General features: G+C 70.9%; 21 protein-coding genes and 3 pseudogenes. 10 read left to right on the forward strand and 14 right to left on the reverse strand.

Translation table 11 applies throughout. The features are described from left to right. Positions 1-48: 48 nt before the first annotated feature. From JF597_RS21970 to JF597_RS21990, 6 genes and pseudogenes are all read right to left on the reverse strand, one after another. Complete coding sequence (locus tag JF597_RS21970) at positions 49-894, reverse strand: oxygenase MpaB family protein (RefSeq protein WP_293997319.1); 846 nt, start codon at positions 892-894, stop codon at positions 49-51. Between the two features lie 324 nt (positions 895-1,218). After that, positions 1,219-1,497, reverse strand: a pseudogene (locus JF597_RS55625) (hypothetical protein); the annotation flags it as partial. Continuing rightward, complete coding sequence (locus JF597_RS21975; protein ID WP_293997321.1) at positions 1,494-1,640, reverse strand: hypothetical protein; 147 nt, start codon at positions 1,638-1,640, stop codon at positions 1,494-1,496. The gene JF597_RS21975 and the pseudogene JF597_RS55625, both read right to left, overlap by 4 nt. Next, the gene (locus JF597_RS21980) at positions 1,637-1,924 is read right to left on the reverse strand and encodes a hypothetical protein (protein WP_293997323.1); all 288 of its coding nucleotides are present in this window, start codon (positions 1,922-1,924) and stop codon (positions 1,637-1,639) included. Before JF597_RS21980 ends, JF597_RS21975 begins: the two co-directional genes overlap by 4 nt. Before the next feature lie 419 nt (positions 1,925-2,343). Beyond that, positions 2,344-2,574: a hypothetical protein gene (locus JF597_RS21985; protein ID WP_293997325.1), complete on the reverse strand. Its 231-nt coding sequence runs from the start codon at positions 2,572-2,574 to the stop codon at positions 2,344-2,346. Between the two features lie 315 nt (positions 2,575-2,889). Continuing rightward, positions 2,890-3,483, reverse strand: coding sequence for a TetR family transcriptional regulator (locus JF597_RS21990; RefSeq protein ID WP_293997358.1), 594 nt, complete (start codon positions 3,481-3,483; stop codon positions 2,890-2,892). A 114-nt stretch (positions 3,484-3,597) separates the two neighbouring features. On the opposite strand from JF597_RS21990, the gene JF597_RS21995 reads away from it, so the two are divergent. From JF597_RS21995 to JF597_RS22005, 3 genes are all read left to right on the forward strand, one after another. Further along, the gene (locus JF597_RS21995) at positions 3,598-4,530 is read left to right on the forward strand and encodes an oxidoreductase (RefSeq protein ID WP_293997327.1); all 933 of its coding nucleotides are present in this window, start codon (positions 3,598-3,600) and stop codon (positions 4,528-4,530) included. Positions 4,531-4,732: 202 nt separating this feature from the next. Then, positions 4,733-5,689 carry an NAD(P)/FAD-dependent oxidoreductase gene (locus JF597_RS22000; RefSeq protein ID WP_293997329.1) on the forward strand — a complete coding sequence of 319 codons (957 nt, stop codon included), beginning with the start codon at positions 4,733-4,735 and terminating at the stop codon, positions 5,687-5,689. A gap of 101 nt (positions 5,690-5,790) precedes the next feature. Continuing rightward, positions 5,791-6,027 (forward strand): DoxX family protein, encoded by a 237-nt coding sequence (locus JF597_RS22005; protein ID WP_293997332.1) that lies wholly within the window; start codon positions 5,791-5,793, stop codon positions 6,025-6,027. A 113-nt stretch (positions 6,028-6,140) separates the two neighbouring features. Here the strand turns inward: JF597_RS22005 and JF597_RS22010 are convergent, their stop codons facing one another. Continuing rightward, the gene (locus tag JF597_RS22010) at positions 6,141-6,548 is read right to left on the reverse strand and encodes a helix-turn-helix domain-containing protein (RefSeq protein WP_293997334.1); all 408 of its coding nucleotides are present in this window, start codon (positions 6,546-6,548) and stop codon (positions 6,141-6,143) included. 106 nt (positions 6,549-6,654) lie between these two features. On the opposite strand from JF597_RS22010, the gene JF597_RS22015 reads away from it, so the two are divergent. The 3 genes from JF597_RS22015 to JF597_RS22025 all read left to right on the forward strand — a co-directional run bounded on the left by JF597_RS22015 (position 6,655) and on the right by JF597_RS22025 (position 8,573). Beyond that, entirely contained in the window at positions 6,655-7,371 is a 717-nt protein-coding gene (locus JF597_RS22015) for a DsbA family oxidoreductase (protein ID WP_293997336.1), read from the forward strand. 65 nt (positions 7,372-7,436) lie between these two features. Beyond that, complete coding sequence (locus tag JF597_RS22020; protein WP_293997338.1) at positions 7,437-8,081, forward strand: NAD(P)H-dependent oxidoreductase; 645 nt, start codon at positions 7,437-7,439, stop codon at positions 8,079-8,081. Positions 8,082-8,117: 36 nt separating this feature from the next. Continuing rightward, a complete protein-coding gene (locus JF597_RS22025; RefSeq protein WP_293997340.1) occupies positions 8,118-8,573 on the forward strand; it encodes an NAD(P)H-binding protein in 456 nt (151 codons plus the stop codon). 326 nt (positions 8,574-8,899) lie between these two features. On the opposite strand, the gene JF597_RS22030 is transcribed toward JF597_RS22025, so the two are convergent. Next, entirely contained in the window at positions 8,900-10,078 is a 1,179-nt protein-coding gene (locus tag JF597_RS22030) for an acyl-CoA dehydrogenase family protein (RefSeq protein WP_293997342.1), read from the reverse strand. Between the two features lie 93 nt (positions 10,079-10,171). Continuing rightward, complete coding sequence (locus JF597_RS22035) at positions 10,172-10,696, reverse strand: cupin domain-containing protein (protein ID WP_293997344.1); 525 nt, start codon at positions 10,694-10,696, stop codon at positions 10,172-10,174. A 98-nt stretch (positions 10,697-10,794) separates the two neighbouring features. Between JF597_RS22035 and JF597_RS22040 the strand changes: the two are divergent. Next, positions 10,795-11,025: pseudogene (locus JF597_RS22040) on the forward strand (methyltransferase); the annotation flags it as partial. A 47-nt stretch (positions 11,026-11,072) separates the two neighbouring features. Here the strand turns inward: JF597_RS22040 and JF597_RS22045 are convergent. Together JF597_RS22045 and JF597_RS22050 are read right to left on the reverse strand one after the other, a co-directional pair. Continuing rightward, positions 11,073-11,453: a ferredoxin gene (locus tag JF597_RS22045; RefSeq protein WP_293997360.1), complete on the reverse strand. Its 381-nt coding sequence runs from the start codon at positions 11,451-11,453 to the stop codon at positions 11,073-11,075. 57 nt (positions 11,454-11,510) lie between these two features. After that, positions 11,511-11,954: a universal stress protein gene (locus JF597_RS22050; protein ID WP_293997347.1), complete on the reverse strand. Its 444-nt coding sequence runs from the start codon at positions 11,952-11,954 to the stop codon at positions 11,511-11,513. A 314-nt stretch (positions 11,955-12,268) separates the two neighbouring features. On the opposite strand from JF597_RS22050, the gene JF597_RS22055 reads away from it, so the two are divergent. After that, positions 12,269-12,874 (forward strand): CBS domain-containing protein, encoded by a 606-nt coding sequence (locus tag JF597_RS22055; protein ID WP_293997362.1) that lies wholly within the window; start codon positions 12,269-12,271, stop codon positions 12,872-12,874. Between the two features lie 78 nt (positions 12,875-12,952). Beyond that, a complete protein-coding gene (locus JF597_RS22060; RefSeq protein WP_293997350.1) occupies positions 12,953-13,318 on the forward strand; it encodes a DUF6479 family protein in 366 nt (121 codons plus the stop codon). A 13-nt stretch (positions 13,319-13,331) separates the two neighbouring features. Here JF597_RS22060 and JF597_RS22065 read toward each other — a convergent pair whose 3' ends face one another. The 3 genes from JF597_RS22065 to JF597_RS22075 all read right to left on the reverse strand — a co-directional run bounded on the left by JF597_RS22065 (position 13,332) and on the right by JF597_RS22075 (position 15,293). Further along, positions 13,332-13,787 carry an RpiB/LacA/LacB family sugar-phosphate isomerase gene (locus JF597_RS22065; RefSeq protein ID WP_293997352.1) on the reverse strand — a complete coding sequence of 152 codons (456 nt, stop codon included), beginning with the start codon at positions 13,785-13,787 and terminating at the stop codon, positions 13,332-13,334. 9 nt (positions 13,788-13,796) lie between these two features. Beyond that, positions 13,797-14,690 (reverse strand): NAD(P)-dependent oxidoreductase, encoded by an 894-nt coding sequence (locus JF597_RS22070; protein WP_293997364.1) that lies wholly within the window; start codon positions 14,688-14,690, stop codon positions 13,797-13,799. A 105-nt stretch (positions 14,691-14,795) separates the two neighbouring features. Beyond that, a complete protein-coding gene (locus JF597_RS22075) occupies positions 14,796-15,293 on the reverse strand; it encodes a MarR family transcriptional regulator (protein WP_293997354.1) in 498 nt (165 codons plus the stop codon). 199 nt (positions 15,294-15,492) lie between these two features. Here JF597_RS22075 and JF597_RS22080 point away from each other — a divergent pair. Beyond that, positions 15,493-15,655, forward strand: a pseudogene (locus JF597_RS22080) (esterase); the annotation flags it as partial.

Below are 15,655 nucleotides of genomic sequence, written 5' to 3' on the forward strand. Positions count from 1 at the left end.
GACGTGGCCGCGCGGTGCCGTAGACCCCGACTCGCCCAGTATGGCGCCTTATCGCCCGGCTTTGTACGGTGCCGGGCGCGCGCCCGGACCGAGCCTCGCCATGGCGCGCAGGATGTGTTTGGGCGGGAGTTGCCACCGCAGACGTGCGGGAACACAGCGCAACAGGGTGCCGGTGGCGCGCAGTCGGCGGGTGACGACGGCGGGTCGGGGGGCCGGTCTGCCGTACAGCTCGTGGGCGTACGGCGGCAGGGAGGCGTACGCCAGCCGGGCCACGCGCCGCCACAGTACTTCGCGCGCCGGTATCAGGAGCGGGTGCGTCGGCGGGCGGAGCAGGAAGTCGTCCACCGCGCGGGCGTCGGCACCCGCGGTGAGCTGCGGTCGTACCTTCTCGAAGTAGGCGGTCATCTCCTCCTGGTCGCCCGGCACGGCAGTGGGGTCGAGGCCGACCAGGCGGCCGCTGACCCGGTGTTCGGCGATGTAGCGGTCGGCCTGGGCGTCGGTGAGCGGGAAGCCGGAGCGGCGGACGACGTGCAGATAGGAGTCGATCTCGGCGCAGTGCACCCACAGCAGCAGGTCGGGGTCGTCCACGCGGTAGCGTTCGCCGGTGTCCGGGTCCGTCGCGCCCAGCATGCCGTGGATCTTCCGGATCCGCGCTCCGGCCCGCTCGGCGGCATCGGTGGTGCCGTAGGTCGTCGTACCGACGAAGTTCGCGGTCCGCATCAGCCGGCCCCAGGCGTCGCGGCGGAAGTCGGAGTTCTCCATGACACCGCGCACCGCGCGGGGATGCAGGGCCTGGAGATAGAGCGCCCGGATGCCGGCCACCCACATCATGGGGTCGCCGTGCACCTGCCAGGTCACGGAGTCAGGGGTGAAGAGCCCGGCATCGCCGTCCATACCGGCAGTGTGACCGGACTCGCCGGCCGGCACCAGGCCATGTTCACGACCTGCTCTGATGCCGCACGGCTTCGGCGGCCGCGGCGGCGACAGCCGTGATGTGAACGCAGCAGCCACATCCCTGATCATCTGCGCTGCCCGCCGGCCAGGTCCACCAGCTCGATCTCGTCGAATCCGCTGGGTTCCCCCTGGCACGGCTTTCCCACCACTCACCGACGGTGAGGCCGGCGACGCGGTGGTGCAGAGGACTTCGGGGAAGGCCTGATCCGTGTCCAGCAGGCTGAGCGCGTATTCCTCACGGTTGATGAGGGCGTTGTTCAAGCCGTGGCGGCCGGCGACCTCGAGGTCGCGCCACACCCGCTGCAGCGGGTTCGACAGCGCGAAGCTGCGGGTGCCGCCGATGTCGGGGAGCATGTCGACGGCGTCGCGGAAGTTGCGGGTCGCGATCCGTGGTTTCGGACATCGGCGGCGTCTCCAGCGAACATCGACGAGACGATGTGTTCCTGGAACCGGAGGTGCCGACCTGGCCTCTTGCCCGATGTCACCACATCGCTCGTGCGCGACTGCGCCGACGAACCAACGCCTCGCCGAGGCACCGGTCACGTGGTGGGGGCGGGAGAATCCGCGTCCGGGCCGATGACGGCCGCGAGCCGCAACGCGGTACCCGGTCCCAGCTGTCGGGTCCTGATGGCATGGCCGAGGAGCTCCTCCGCGCGCTTGACGCGGTAGATGACGGTGTTCTTCACCACGAACTGGGACCGGGCCGCGTCCTGGGGCCGGCCATGGCCTTCAAGTACGCCCGCAACGTCTCGCGCAGCACGCGCGGGGTCTCCCCGCTGATCGACGCATGGAACGCGTTCGCGAACTCGAAGAGGACCGAGAACACGACCGCCAGCTGCTCGGCCTGCTCGTCCGGGGGCACGAGACGGCGGCAATCGCCGAGATACGCCTCCGCGAGCAGCTCGTTACCGGCGCGGAACGCTCGCAGGTTCTGCTCCAGCGGGACGCGCCCGGGAATCAGCTCGATCACCGATTGCTCGATCTCGCGGGTTCTCCCCGATGTGTCCGGCGGGCCGGACAACACCGCTCTGTCAACTGCACCAGCCCCACCTCGTTGGTCACGGCGTAACAGTCAGTCCGCGATCAAGGAACAAGTGACGGATGTACAGGATGAGTTGATGGAGGGGCAGCGGGTCATTCCCCGCCTCGGACGAGTCGTCGAGGTGAGCCGGGCACATCCGCCGTACGCGGTGCTCGACCCGATGGGAGCCGAGGTCGAGCCGGTCACGGCGTTTCTGCGGGACCTGGCGCTCAGGGATTCCAGCCCGCTGATCTGCCGGAGCTACGGCTCAAGCCTCACTCGGCCGGCTGACCCCCATCGAATTCGAGACCGTCATGACCACACCGGCCCTCCAGGCCGCGTGACCGCACCTGTCACCCGGACCTGTGTCAGCCCCGGTTGGGCGCGAGAGCGTACTGCGGGAACATCAACGCCTCCAACCACAGCATCACTACGGCGATCCGGCCCAGCGGAAAGCGGCGCGTGGCCCTGTCCGAGACCAGCGCCCCCGCCATGGCACCGACCGCCGCGCCGCTGAAGATGACGCCGATCCGCAGCGGTGAGGCGCCCACCTGCCGGGCGCGGGTGATGATCAACAAGTAGCCGGCGCCGTAACGCACCTTGTCAGCGGCCGGACCAGAGTGAGGAAGCGGATGACTGGCTGGCGCCAGAGCCAGCCGAGCCCCTCTCGGATCTCGATGGTGAGGCGGGACGTCGTCCGCACGTCCTGCCGGTCTACTTGGAATCGAGCACACATCAGACGCAGCGACGCCGCGGACACGGCAAAGGAAACCGCGTTGACGGCGAATGGCACGGCCCGGCCAACGGCATAGAGCACACCGGCGAGTGAGGCCCCGAAGATGCCCACCGCGCTAGCGGCGGAGTGCGAGTAGCCAAGCGCAGCGGAGAGTTGTCGCCCCACGTTGGGGAGTCGGTCAGCCCGCATCGACTCCGAGTTGGATCACCGGTCCGACCAGGGCAAGAGCCTGATCGACGACCTCGTCCAGGCTTTCGCTGCCGTCGCTGTCCACCCAGCGGCGCAGGGCGGCTTGGAAGGCCGTCAGGGCGACGCCGGCAGCGACGGCAGGACGCAGGTCGACGTCCGGGTCCAGTCCGGCACGCAGGGCGAGGATGCCGGTCATCTCGGCCTGCCACTGGGACTGCCGCTCCAGGAAGCGGGCCAGAAGGGCCGGGGTGTCGAGGATCAGCCTGCTCACGCTCAGCATCTTGGCCGGATTGCCGACACTCATCGAGGTGAACACCGACAGGGCACGACGCAACGCCACCGCGGGCGGCTCGTCGGCGGGCCGGGCGTTCAGCTCCGCGCACAGCCTCACGCCGGCTTCCGCCAGCATGTGCACGATCACGTCTTCCTTGGAATCGAAGTAGCGCGAGAACGTACGGCGTGACATTCCCACGGCGGCCACGATCTGGTCGACCGTCGTCTCTTCGAATCCCTGGTCGGCCAGCAGCTTGACCGCGGCCTCCGCCAGTTCGCTGCGCACGAGCAGGCGCTTGCGCTCCGCCATGTTGGCCACCGGGGCCGTCTTCGCATCTCCCACGACACCAATGCTAGTCCGAGCCAGGCGAGTCCTACCAGGACCTAGTTGACTCACTGTGCCATTCGAGGCAGTCTGGGTCTCATGTCAGACAGCAAATGGACCGCATCCCGCATCCCCGACCTGACGGGCCGGACCTTCGTCGTCACCGGAGCCAACAGCGGCCTCGGCCTGGCCACCACCCGCCACCTGGCGCGGCACGGTGCGCACGTCGTCATGGCCGTACGCAACGAGGCCAAGGGCCGGTGGGCCGTCGCCGACATCCGCGCCGCCGATCCCGACGCAAGCCTTGAGACGCGCCATCTCGACCTCGCCGATCTGGACTCGGTCAAGGCGTTCGCCGCCCGCGCGCACGACGACGCCCTGCAGGTCGACGTCCTGATCAACAACGCGGGTGTCATGACGCCACCCCGAACGCTGAGCCCCCAGGGCCACGAGTCACAGTTCGCCGGTAACCACCTCGGCCACTTCGCCCTCACCGGCCTGCTCATGGACCTGCTGCAGCAGGGGCGCGACCCGCGCGTGGTGACCGTCAGCTCGATCGGGCATCACGGCGGGCAGATCCACTTCGACGACCTCTCCGGCACCCGGAAGTACCAGCGCGTGAAGTACTACGACCAGTCGAAGTTCGCCAACGTCCTCTTCGGCCTGGAACTCGACCGCAGGCTCCGCGCGGCCGGCAGTCCGGTGCGCAGCCTGCTCGCCCACCCCGGGATCACAGCCACCAACCTCCAGCGCACCGGCCCGACCGGCCTGTTCCGGGTGGGAGGCGCCCTCGTCAACCGGCTGTTCGCCCAGGACGTCGAGATCGGCACGCTTCCCCAGCTGCGCGCCGCGACGGCACCGGACGTCGAGGGCGGGCAGTTCTTCGGCCCCGACGGATGGAAGGAGTTGCGCGGACATCCCACGGTCGTCCGCCCCGACCCTGCGGCGCAGGACCCTGACACCGCACGCCGCATGTGGGTGCTGTCCGAGGAGCTGACCGGTGTGGCCTACGCGCCCGCCCCTTCGGCATGAGCCAAGGCCGTCTTCGGCCCGCATACAGCTGCAGCGGTGAGGGAGTGCCCTGAGGAGTGCGTGCTGCCGCGCATCGGCCTCGCGGCTCCGAACGGCCCACTACGGGAAGAAGGCGATCCAGGAGGGACTGCTCCAGCTCGACCAGGACGGCTTCGCTGCCGGCCACAGGGCTCGGAAGAGTACGCCACAGGACCAGCTGGCCATGCACGGCGGTCCACACATGCGTGGCCGGCTGGACGTCGCCACCCGCACGGTGCTCCTGTCGGACGGCACGAAGGTCGCGTACGACGGGTTGATCATCGCGACGGGAGTCCGCCCCCGGAACCTTCCCGGTACACCCGCCCACGTTCTGCGCACCGCGAGTGACGCGCTGGCCCTCAAGGAACGCCTCGGGCCGGGCCGCAGGCTCGTCGTGGTCGGTGCCGGTTTCCTCGGAGCCGAGGCAGCGTCCGTCGCGGCCGGTCTGGGCACACAGGTGACGCTGCTCGAACCGGCTCGGGTCCCACTGGCCCACGCGGTCGGCGACGAAGTCGGCAGCATCCTCGCGCAGGCTCACCGTGATCACGGCGTGGAGCTGCGGACCGGGACCTCGGTGTCCGAAGTGGTCCCTGAAGGAGTGCGCTTGGAGAACGACAGCGTGGTGGAGGCGGATACCGTTCTGGTGGCCATCGGGTCCCGGCCCAACACCGAGTGGCTGGAAGGCAGCGGGCTCTCGGTCGACGACGGTCTCGTGTGCGACGAGTTCTCCGCGACCGCCTCCGGAATCTACGGAGCGGGCGACGTCGCCCGCTGGCACAACCCGCTCTTCGGCACCTCCATGCGCGTCGAGCACCGCACCAACGCGGCCGAGCAGGGCATGGCCGCGGCCCGGAATTTGCTCGGCGCGCGTCGGCCATTCGCCCCCGTGCCCTACTTCTGGTCCGACCAGTACGACATGAAGGTACGCGCCTACGGTTACCTGCGTGGCCACGACGAGCTGCGCATCGTCGAAGGGTCCCTTCAGGAGCGAACCTTCATCGCCGCCTACCGCACCGACGACCGCCTCACCGGCGTGCTGTCCGTGAACATGCCGCCACGGAGACTGCGCCCCTGGCAGCAGGCCATCTCCACCCGTACCGCATGGGGCAGCCTTCCCGCCCCGTCGAGACCGATCGGGTGACCTCGGCGACCGCACCCAGGGCAAGTCGTTGTCCGGACTGCCAGCCGTCTACCCACACAGGGGAAGGCTCGCCAGATGATCGCCCAGGAGGCGGGCGATGGGTGGCGCGCCTCATCGGCGGCGTCGAACTGGCGGCCGCGCTGGGGCTGATCCTGCCCGCGACCACCGGGATCGCCTTGGCGCTGACACCGCTGGCTGCCGTCGGCCTGGCAGTGGTGATGGTGCTGGCCGGCGCCTTTCACGTGCGCCGCGGTGAGTACAGCGCCATCGGCCTGAACGTGGTGCTGGCACTCGCCGTCGTAGTGGCCTGGGACCGGTTCGGCCCTTACTCCTTCTGATCGCAGACTGCGAGGGGTACTCACGCACCCGACCCGCATGAACGTGCGAGGGCTCCAGGATCGGTATCCCGGACCCCTCACACAGCGGCACCTGCGGCCTCGCCCGCCTCCCTTCACCCTCGGGCCGCCTCCGCCTCTGCGCGCTCGCGATTGGCGCGGATCTCATCATGGTTGTCGGCAGCCCAGGCGATCAGGGACGTGACAATGTCGTGGAGGCCACGACCCAGCGGGGTGAGGGTGTACTCGACGCGCGGAGGCACCTCCGGGTACGCCTTGCGGTCGACGAGGCCGTCCTGCTGGAGCTGGCGCAGGGTGAGGCTGAGCATGCGCTGGGAGATGCCGGGGATCTGCCGCTGCAGATCGGTGTAGCGCAGCGGGCCGGATTCCAGGACCGCGATCAGCAGCAGGCTCCACTTGTCGCCCACCCGGTCCAGGGTCTGCCGGATGAACGCCATGTGCTCGACCGGAATGGCCGCGCAGGGCCCGATCCCCACCGTCTCTGTCGCATCCACTGCTCGCATGACTCACACCCATCTCCGGAACGCACACCGGTGTGCGTTTTGTACCGCATTCCATGCTGGCCCATCATGGCGTTACGCACAAGTCGTAGGAAATGGAGGTGCGTGAATGAGGGTGGATATTTGGTCCGAGGTGACCTGCCCCTGGTGCGGTCTGGGGAACCACCGGGTGGCCAAGGCCATCGAGCGGTTCGAGCACGCGGACGAGGTGGAACTGGTCCACCACTCGTTCCCGCTCAGCAGCAGCTTCCCCGAGGGGGACACCTTCTCCGTCCGCGAGGCCCTGCTCCGCCGGCACGGTATGGGCGGCAGCCAGGCCGAGACCTCGACCCGGCGGATCGAGCAGCTCGCCGCCAGCGAGGGCCTCAGCCCGTACCAGGTGCTGGACAACAAGGTCGGCAACACGGACCTGGCGCACGAGTTCCTGGCCCACGCCTCCGCCCAGGGCAAGAACCGCGAGGCCTGGGACGCGATCTTCCGGGCCTACTTCGGCAAGGCCGAACCGGTGTTCTCCCTGGACGACCTCCTGGGGCTCTCCGACGAGCTCGGCCTCGACCGCGAGCAGACCCGCCAGGCCCTCACCGAGCGCCGCTACCGTCGGCAGGTCCGCGACGACGCGGGCCGCGCCCAGCGTCTCGGCGCGAGCGGCGCGCCGTTCATCGTCGTCGACGACCGCTACGGGATCCCCGGCGCCCAGGACAGCGACAGCCTCCTTGAGGTGCTGCGCAAGGCCTGGGACGACAGCCACCCCCTCACCCTCGCCGACGACGCGGGCGACGCCCCGGTCTGCGGACCGGACGGCTGCGCCGTCCCCGAGCGCGCCTGAGCCCAGCGGCTCAGCACCACGACACCCACCACCCCAAGCAATTCCGGAATGGCGCAGAATTTCTCATGTCGTACCTGCTGCACATCGACGCGTCCTCGCTCGGCGAGGCATCCGTCTCCCGTCAGGTCGCCCAGTCCTTCCGTGACGAGTGGCAGGGCCCGGTCGTCCACCGCGACCTGGCCGTCGCCCCCGCACCGCACCTCAGTGCGGCCGGCATCACCGCCCGCACCACCGACCCCGCCGCCCGCACCCCCGAGCAGGCGAAGGCGATGGCGGTCCAGGACGAACTGATCGAGGAATTCCTCGGCGCCGACGCCTACCTCTTCACCGTGCCGATGTACAACCTCACGATGCCGTCCGTGTTCAAGGCATGGCTGGACCAGATCATGGTCGCCGGCCGCACCCTGAGCTTCGACGGACCCCCTCCCACCCTCGGCCGCCCCGCCACGGTGATCTCCGCGCGCGGCGGCGGCTACGGCCCCGGCGCCCCCAAGCACGGCATGGACCACCTGGTCCCCACGCTGGAAACCGTCCTGGGCCACCCGGACAACCTCGGCCTCGACCTGACGACGGTCCTGCCCGAACTGACCATGGCCCCCTACGTGCCGATGCTGGCCCCTCTCCTCCCCCTCCACGAGGCGTCCATGACCAAGGCGCACGACGAGGCCCGCCGCCTGGGCTCGACCCTGACCGGCCGGCCGACCGCCTGATCCACCCCTGAACTGCCCGAAAGGCGTCTGATCACCATGAGCAACCTCCTGGTCCTCGGCGGCAACGGCCGCACCGGCGCCCACGTCCTGGAGCACGCCGCCCGGCGCGGCCACCACGTCCGCGCCCTCGTCCGCAACCCCGACACAGTGCAGGCACCGGCCGGCGTCGAACTGATCAAGGGCACACCCGCCAACATCGACGACCTCCGCAAGGCCGCCGAAGGCACCGAAGGGGTGATCAGCGCGCTGTCCAACGCCCGCACCTCCGACAACCCCTGGGCCAAGCCCGTCAGCCCGCCCATGTTCATGACCGACGCCACCCGCAACACACTCACCGTCATGACCGAACAGGGCATCCGCCGCATGGTGCTGACATGTGCCTCACAGCGCATACCGCCCCGGACAGTATTTACGGAAGTGCGGAAGTGGATCGCCTGGCCCACGAATGCGGACTGGTCACATCGGAGTTCACGGATGCGCTTGACCAATTGACGGCCGCAGGACACATCGACTCCTGGAACGTGCACTCATCGACGGGAAATCTGCACTGGACACTGGTGGAACACAGCGGGCCCGAATGCGGAGGCGCGGCTCGCCCGTGACCGACAGACGTCGACGGCCCGCCACGCCCACTGCCGATGTCATCCATCGCCCACGAACCCGCGAAGGGCATCTCCAAGATCCCCGTCAGAATGCCCGCTGCCGCTGGTGTACGTGCACGGGCAACCTCGGACGCGGCACCAGCGGAGAACTCGCGAACCGGTCCGAGTGCCAACTATCGACGGTATGTGACAACTAGCGTCGGTGGTCACAGCGGGCTAACGCCGTACCCGTGGCATCCCGAGCCCGATCCAGGAGATGATCTCCCGCTGGATCTCGTTGTTGCCGCCGCCGAAGGTGAAGATGACCGCAGAGCGGTAGCCGCGTTCCAGGTCGCCGTGGAGGACCGCGCCCGCCGAGCCCTCCTTGAGCGGCCCGGCCGCGCCGGCGACCTCCATCAGCCAGGCGTAGGCGTCGCGGCGGGCCTCGGAGCCGTAGACCTTGACCGCCGAGGCGTCCTGCGGGGTGAGGGTGCCTTCCTGGACGGCGCTCACCATCTGCCAGTTGAGGAGCTTCATGGCGTCCAGGCGGGTGTGGGTCCGGGCGAGGTGGCGGCGCACCCAGGGCAGGTCGATGACGCGGCGGCCGTCGGCGAGCTTGGTCTCCACGGCCCAGCGCTGCACGTCGTGCAGCGCGCGGATGGCCATGGTCCCGTGGGCGGCGAGGGTGACGCGCTCGTGGTTGAGCTGGTTGGTGATGAGCCGCCAGCCGCGGTTCTCCTCGCCCACCCGGCGGGCGACGGGGACGCGGATGTTCTCGTAGTAGCTGGCCGTGGTGTCGTGCGAGGCGAGGGTGTTGATGACGGTGCAGGAGTAGCCGGGGTCGGTGGTCGGCACCAGGAGCATGGTGATGCCCTTGTGCGGCGGGGCCTCGGGGTCGGTGCGGGTGGCGAGCCAGACCCAGTCGGCGGTGTCGCCGTTCGTCGTCCAGATCTTCTGGCCGTTGACGACGTACTCGTCGCCGTCGCGGACGGCCCGGGTCTTCAGGGCGGCGAGGTCGGTGCCGGCGTCGGGCTCGCTGTAGCCGATGGCGAAGTCGATCTCGCCGGAGAGGATGCGGGGCAGGAAGTACGACTTCTGCTCGTCGGTGCCGTACTGCATGATCGTCGGGCCGACGGTGTTCAGAGCCATCAGCGGGAGCGGTACGCCGGCCTGGGCGGCCTCGTCGAAGAAGATGAACTGCTCCATCGCGGTCAGGCCGCGGCCGCCGTACTCCTCGGGCCAGCCCACACCGAGCCAGCCGTCGGTGCCCAGGCGGCGGACGGTCTCCCGGTAGAAGCGTTTCTGCGCGGCCGGGTCGGCGTAGCGGGCGTAGGCGTTGTCCGGCACCAGGCCGGCGAAGTAGGCGCGCAGTTCGGTGCGCAGCCGCTGCTGCTCGGGCGTGTGGTCGAGGTGCACGGCGCCTCCAGGCTCCCCAAGGGCGGTCCTGACGGCGCACACCGTAGAACGTGTTCCAGAAATTGGGAATGGCGGCGGCCGCCGCGACCGGGGTCAGGACTGGCCGGGCGCCAGCGGGCTGCCGTGCAGGGTGCCGAGCACCTCGGGGCCCAGGACCTTCAGCAGCGGCTCCGTGAAGGCGCCGTCCACGAGGACGAACGCCATCCGGGCCGCCGTGTCCGTGCGGTTCTCCCAGCGGTGGTCGGTACCGCGCTGGATCACCACGTCCCCGGCGCGCAGCACCCGCTCGGAGTCGTCGAGGACGAGGACGACCTCGCCGTCGAGGACGATGCCGTAGTCCACGGTCTGGGTGCGGTGGGTCGGGGAGACGCAGCCCGGCGGGAACTCGTTGACGCGGATCTTGGTGCCCCCGGGGGCCGGCGGCACGGTCAGGTCGCGCTGCGTGGGCTCGGGTTCGTCCGCCGCGACGGGTGCCGGCACGGAGTCGGTGTTCCACATCTCGTAGAAGGCGGCCCCGTCGGGCGCGGTGCGGACGACGGGCGGTTCGCCGTCGGAGAGGAACACGGAGGTGCCCGTCTCGTCGTGACCGGTGACGATCCGGCGGGGCGGCTGGCTCATGGCGGCGCTCCTCTGGTGGCACACACGGGGCCGGGAAGTGGGGCGGTACCCAGGCCACGCTAGGCAGCCGGGCGGTGCGGCGGAAACGCGTATCGGCGATGCCAGCCATCGGGTCGCCGGGCCGCACCGCCCCGGCCCGGCTCCGCGCGGGGCTCCGGCAGGACCGGCCCGACGACTCCGAGATCTTCAACCGCGCCGTGACCTCCGTGGCGGCGGCCGACGTCCGGGCGGTCGTCGGCGCTTACGACTTCACGCTGTTCGGCGTCATCGCCGACGTCGGCGGCGGCCGGGGGCACCGGATGCGCGGCATCCTGGACGCGGTGCCCGGCGCGAAGGCCATGGATCACCGCCACGGGCTGTCGTGGGAGCCCCGCTCTCAGCCGAGTGCCGCCATGAAGTCCGTGCAGGCCGTGGCGCACGCCCGGCAGGCGGCCGCGCTCGGCTCGGCGCCCGGGCGGGCGTCGAAGGCCTGCGCGCAGTCGAGGCAGACCGTGCGGCACCACTCCAGCTGGACGCGCAGGCCCTCCGCGTCCCGGTCGGTCTCCTCGGTCAGCGCCCTGCAGGTGGTGTCGCACACCTCGGCGCACATGATGCCCGTACGGCGCAGCCGTTCGGTCTCCGCGTCGGCGGTCCCGCCCGGATCCAGCACCCCCGCACGCAGCACGCACATCCGGGCACACTCCGTGCACGCCTGCGCGCACGTGAACCGGTCTTCCAGGAACCGGTACAGCTCCTGCTGAGAAGACGTCCAAGTCATGCGGCCCGGGTAACCAGCCCGCGGCGCGGGCAAACGCCGCGGGCCGCCGGCCGTCGCTCAGTCCTGTGCCGTGCGGACGATCACGACCGGGCAGGTGGCGTGCTGGGACACCTGCTGGCTGACCGAACCGAGCAGGGCGCGGGCGAACCCGCCGCGGCCGCGGCTGCCGACGACGAGGGCCTCGGCGCCCTCCGCGGCTCGCAGCAGGACGTCGGTGGTGTTGCCGTGCACCAGGTGGGAGCGGACCGAGCCCGCCGCGTCCGCGCCGAGGACGTCGGTCAGCTCCTGCCGCATCCTGTCCCGGGCCTCCTCCACGTCGACGTCCATGTCCACGGCGGGTCCCGACCAGCCGTAGAGGCCCGGCAGTTCCCACACCGCAACCGCCTCCACGACTCCGCCGACGAGGCCGGCGTACCGCAGGGCCCAGCGCAGGGCCGCGTACGAGGAGGACGATCCGTCGATGCCGACCACGACCCGCCGCTCGGTGACGTCGCTGTCCATCCGGTCCACCTCTCCTCGGGCGTTCGGCAGGCTCCCTCCTCCACGCTGCGCGACGAGCGGCCGCACCGCCAGAGAAGTGCGGCCGGGGGCATGACGCGGTCCGCCGCCCGCCGCACCTGCGGCAGGCGGTGAATTCCGGGCCGGTGACCCCTGGTGGCCTGGGCGTTCCCGTGGTGTGCTGGAGGTGACGGGAAGGGCCCGCAGTGACGCGGGGAAGCGGTCGGCCACGGCCGCGCACCGCGCAATCAGGATCCGCGAGAAGCGGATGGCGTCCTTCCCGCCCTCTCGTGACCGGCGAGTCCGAGGAGGCGACCATGCACGACAGCCCGCACACCGTCCGCGACGTGATGACCCGCAACCCCGTGGCGGTGGGCCGCGACGCCCCGTTCAAGGACGTCGTCACGCTGATGGACCGGTGGAAGGTCGGTGCCCTGCCCGTGCTGGAGGGCGAGGGGGGCGAGGGCAGGGTGATCGGCGTCGTGTCCGAGGCCGACCTGGCCAGGCCCGGCGGGCTGACCGCCGGGGAGCTGATGAACGCGCCCGCGGTGACCGTGCACGCCGACGCCACCGTGGCGGAGGCGGCGCGGGTCATGGCCCGGCGCGGGGTCAAGCGGCTGCCCGTCGTCGACGGTGCGGGTGCCCTCAGAGGCATCGTCAGCCGGGCGGACCTGCTGAAGGTGTTCCTGCGTGCCGACGAGGAGCTGACCGAGGAGGTGCGCCGGGAGGTCGTCGACCGCCTGTTCCCGCTCTACGCCGACCACATCCGGGTCGAGGTGGACGAGGGGGTCGTCACCCTGACGGGCTGGATCGACAGCCCGGAACCGGCACCGGTCGCCGAGCGGCTGGCCCGCGCCGTGGAGGGCGTGGTCGACGTCCACTGCCACCTCTGTCCGGTCTCGGCGCGCGACGATCCGCACTGACCTCGTGTCGCGGTCTGTGCACGACCAGCCACCGATTGCGTCCGGTTCACACCGTTATGAGAGGGGTATCCCTTGGCTATGAGTACGGAACCGATGCAGCTGGCCGCTCCCAGCGGCCTACTGAGTCTCGCGCTCTTCGTGGTGGCCGTGGCCGTGCTGGCGCTGCTCGCCGGGGGCTTCTGGCTGGGCAACCGGGTCAAGTACCGGGAGTCGCCCCGGCCGCGCCCCGACGAGCAGCCGAAGCTGCCACCGGAGGGTGCCGTGCACGAGATCCGGGAGAACCGCGAATCGGAGGAGATCCCGCTGATGCCGAAGGGCGGCCGTCCGCTCACCCCGTACGAACTCAGCAACCAGCAGACCAGGCCGAGCACGTCGAAGGACCGGCCACGCTGGAGCAAGGGCTCCAGCGGCTCGTTCGGCGGCGGCGGGCTCGGCGCCCACTGACCCCGGACACTCCCTAGGCAGTCCCGTGGCCCGCGTCGAGGCGACCGACGTGGGCCACGTTCCCGAGGTCCTCGGCGTCCTGGCTCGGCGTGCCCGCGAACCAGGCGTCGAGGATCTCCTTGAGCACCGGCTGCGAGGTCAGCCGCAGGCCGATGGCGAGCACGTTGGCGTCGTTCCAGCGGCGGGCGCCGTCGGCGGTGTAGGCGTCGGCGCACAGGGCGGCGCGCACGCCGGGCACCTTGTTGGCGGCGATCGAGGCACCGGTGCCGGTCCAGCAGCACACCACGGCCTGGTCGGCGGTGCCGGCGGCGACGTCACGGGCGGCCGCCTCCGAGCAGACGGCCCACTGCGGGTCGGCCCCGGGTTGCAGCGCGCCGTACGTCCGCACGTCGTGGCCGCGGCTGCGCAGCTCCTCGACGAGGAGACGGGCGACTGGTTCGTCCATGTCGGAGGAGACGGAGATCCGCATGCCCGGAGCCTAGCCGCTGACCGGCGGCGGCGCCGCGGCGTCCGTGCGGGCCTCGATCGCGGTGAGGACCGAGGACATATCGAGGCGGGCGTTGCCCAGCCGAACGCTCTCGCCGTAGAGCTCGCTGCTGAGGTCCAGCAGGGGGGTGGCGATGCCGGCCGCGCGGGCCGCGTCGGCGATGAGCCGGGTGTTGGCGTAGGCGTCGGCGGTGGCGGCCTGCACCGTGAAGTCGCGGGCCGCGAGCATCGGGACCTTGACCCGGGTGATGCCGCTGCCCAGCTGGCCGGAGTCGACGACGGCGCGGAAGGTCTCCAGGTCCAGGCCCTGCCGCTGGGCGAAGTGGACGGACTCGGCCAGTGCCGCGAGCGTCGTGTCCAGGTACAGGTTGACGGCCAGTTTCATGAGGACGCCGGACCCGGCCGGACCGCAGTGGACGGCCTCCCGGCACATGGGGGCGAGCAGCGGCCGTACCTCCGCCACCGTGTCCGGGTCGCCGCCGAGCATCGCGACCAGTTCGCCCGCCTCGGCCGGCCTGCGCGATCCGGAGACCGGCGCCTCGACGAAACGGCCGCCGGCGGCCTCGACGTCGGCGGCGAGTCGCCGCGCGTACTCCGGTGCCGTCGAGCCCATGGACACGAGGAGCCGGTCGGCGACCAGCTTCGCGAACTCCGGGCCGCCCCGGCCGAGGACGGTGTCCGTCACCGTCTCGTCGACGAGCATGACGAACACGACACGGGCGCGGGCGAAGACCTCCTCGACGATCGCGGCCACCCGCGCCCCGGCCGCCCGCAGCGCCTCCGCCCGCTCGGGCGTCCGGTTCCACACGACGAGGGGCGTGCCGGCCCGGGCGAGGTTGAGCGCCATGGGCTGCCCCATCACGCCGAGCCCGACGAAGCCGTACATCGGGGCACCGGCGCCGCCGGTCGCTTGCGTCACTGTCGCACCTCCTGGTCGTCGTGCGGTGGATGCGGATCACCGGCACCGTACGGCGCCCGGTGACCGGCGCCGTCAGCGGTCGGCGGCGTGGCCGGAGACGTTCGCGGTGAGCAGGCGCAGCAGCAGCTTGGCCGTCGCGTCCTGCTCGGTCGTCAGGCCCATGGCGTCACCGATGGCGACCGGGACGGAGCCGGCGCGGTCCCGGAGCCGGGCGCCGTCCTCGGTCAGCCGGATCGCCACCGACCGCTCGTCGTCGGGGCGCCGTTCCCGGGTGACCAGGCCGTTCGCCTCCAGGCGCTTCAGCAGCGGGGAGAGCGTGCTCGACTCCAGCTGCAGCGCGGCGCCGAGCTCGCGCACGGACACCGAGTCCTGGTCCCAGAGGACGAGCATCACCAGGTACTGCGGATAGGTCAGCCCCAGCTCGTCCAGGAGCGGCCGGTAGCGCGCGGTCACCGCACGGGAGGCGGCGTACAGCGCGAAGCAGAGCTGGTCGTCGAGGAGCAGCGAGCCCTCGGCCTGCTCGGCGGCGGTGCGGTCCACGGGCGGCTCCTGGTTCCTGCGGCGTTTCATGGCCGTTCACCACCTTAGCTTTCCGGTCCCCTCGACCCCATGGAGCCCGAACTCTTCGCACCCGATGATGTCGGACACCAACAGGTCGATCAAAAACAAGTAGCGCGCGACTAAATCGTACGCTACTCTCTTTCTCGTGCCGCCGCCCCGGCGAACCCGCCGGCCGAACCGTCCGCGGCACCCGAACCGAGGGGCCGTCATGACCGACGCCACGCCCGTCCGCCCCGTCACGCCGGTGCTCGAACCCGCCGCGCAGGCTTTCGTCGAGGCCACGGCCAACCCGCCCTACCTCTTCGACCTGGCCCCCGCGGAGGGCCGCAAGGCCGTCGACGAGGTCCAGTCCGGCGAGATCGCCAAGCCGG

It is taken from the genome of Streptomyces sp. (assembly GCF_019510245.1).
Taxonomy (GTDB): Bacteria; Actinomycetota; Actinomycetes; order Streptomycetales; family Streptomycetaceae; genus Streptomyces.

Excerpts from the sequence above, each read along its gene's own strand:
- JF597_RS21970 (WP_293997319.1), bottom strand. The coding sequence starts at position 894 with ATGGACGGCGATGCCGGGCTCTTCACCCCTGACTCCGTGACCTGGCAG.
- JF597_RS21990 (WP_293997358.1), bottom strand. The coding sequence starts at position 3,483 with ATGGCGGAGCGCAAGCGCCTGCTCGTGCGCAGCGAACTGGCGGAGGCC.
- JF597_RS21995 (WP_293997327.1), top strand. The coding sequence starts at position 3,598 with ATGTCAGACAGCAAATGGACCGCATCCCGCATCCCCGACCTGACGGGC.
- JF597_RS22000 (WP_293997329.1), top strand. The coding sequence starts at position 4,733 with ATGCACGGCGGTCCACACATGCGTGGCCGGCTGGACGTCGCCACCCGC.
- JF597_RS22010 (WP_293997334.1), bottom strand. The coding sequence starts at position 6,548 with ATGCGAGCAGTGGATGCGACAGAGACGGTGGGGATCGGGCCCTGCGCG.
- JF597_RS22015 (WP_293997336.1), top strand. The coding sequence starts at position 6,655 with ATGAGGGTGGATATTTGGTCCGAGGTGACCTGCCCCTGGTGCGGTCTG.
- JF597_RS22020 (WP_293997338.1), top strand. The coding sequence starts at position 7,437 with ATGTCGTACCTGCTGCACATCGACGCGTCCTCGCTCGGCGAGGCATCC.
- JF597_RS22025 (WP_293997340.1), top strand. The coding sequence starts at position 8,118 with ATGAGCAACCTCCTGGTCCTCGGCGGCAACGGCCGCACCGGCGCCCAC.
- JF597_RS22035 (WP_293997344.1), bottom strand. The coding sequence starts at position 10,696 with ATGAGCCAGCCGCCCCGCCGGATCGTCACCGGTCACGACGAGACGGGC.
- JF597_RS22045 (WP_293997360.1), bottom strand. The coding sequence starts at position 11,453 with ATGACTTGGACGTCTTCTCAGCAGGAGCTGTACCGGTTCCTGGAAGAC.
- JF597_RS22050 (WP_293997347.1), bottom strand. The coding sequence starts at position 11,954 with ATGGACAGCGACGTCACCGAGCGGCGGGTCGTGGTCGGCATCGACGGA.
- JF597_RS22055 (WP_293997362.1), top strand. The coding sequence starts at position 12,269 with ATGCACGACAGCCCGCACACCGTCCGCGACGTGATGACCCGCAACCCC.
- JF597_RS22060 (WP_293997350.1), top strand. The coding sequence starts at position 12,953 with ATGAGTACGGAACCGATGCAGCTGGCCGCTCCCAGCGGCCTACTGAGT.
- JF597_RS22065 (WP_293997352.1), bottom strand. The coding sequence starts at position 13,787 with ATGCGGATCTCCGTCTCCTCCGACATGGACGAACCAGTCGCCCGTCTC.
- JF597_RS22070 (WP_293997364.1), bottom strand. The coding sequence starts at position 14,690 with ATGTACGGCTTCGTCGGGCTCGGCGTGATGGGGCAGCCCATGGCGCTC.
- JF597_RS22075 (WP_293997354.1), bottom strand. The coding sequence starts at position 15,293 with ATGAAACGCCGCAGGAACCAGGAGCCGCCCGTGGACCGCACCGCCGCC.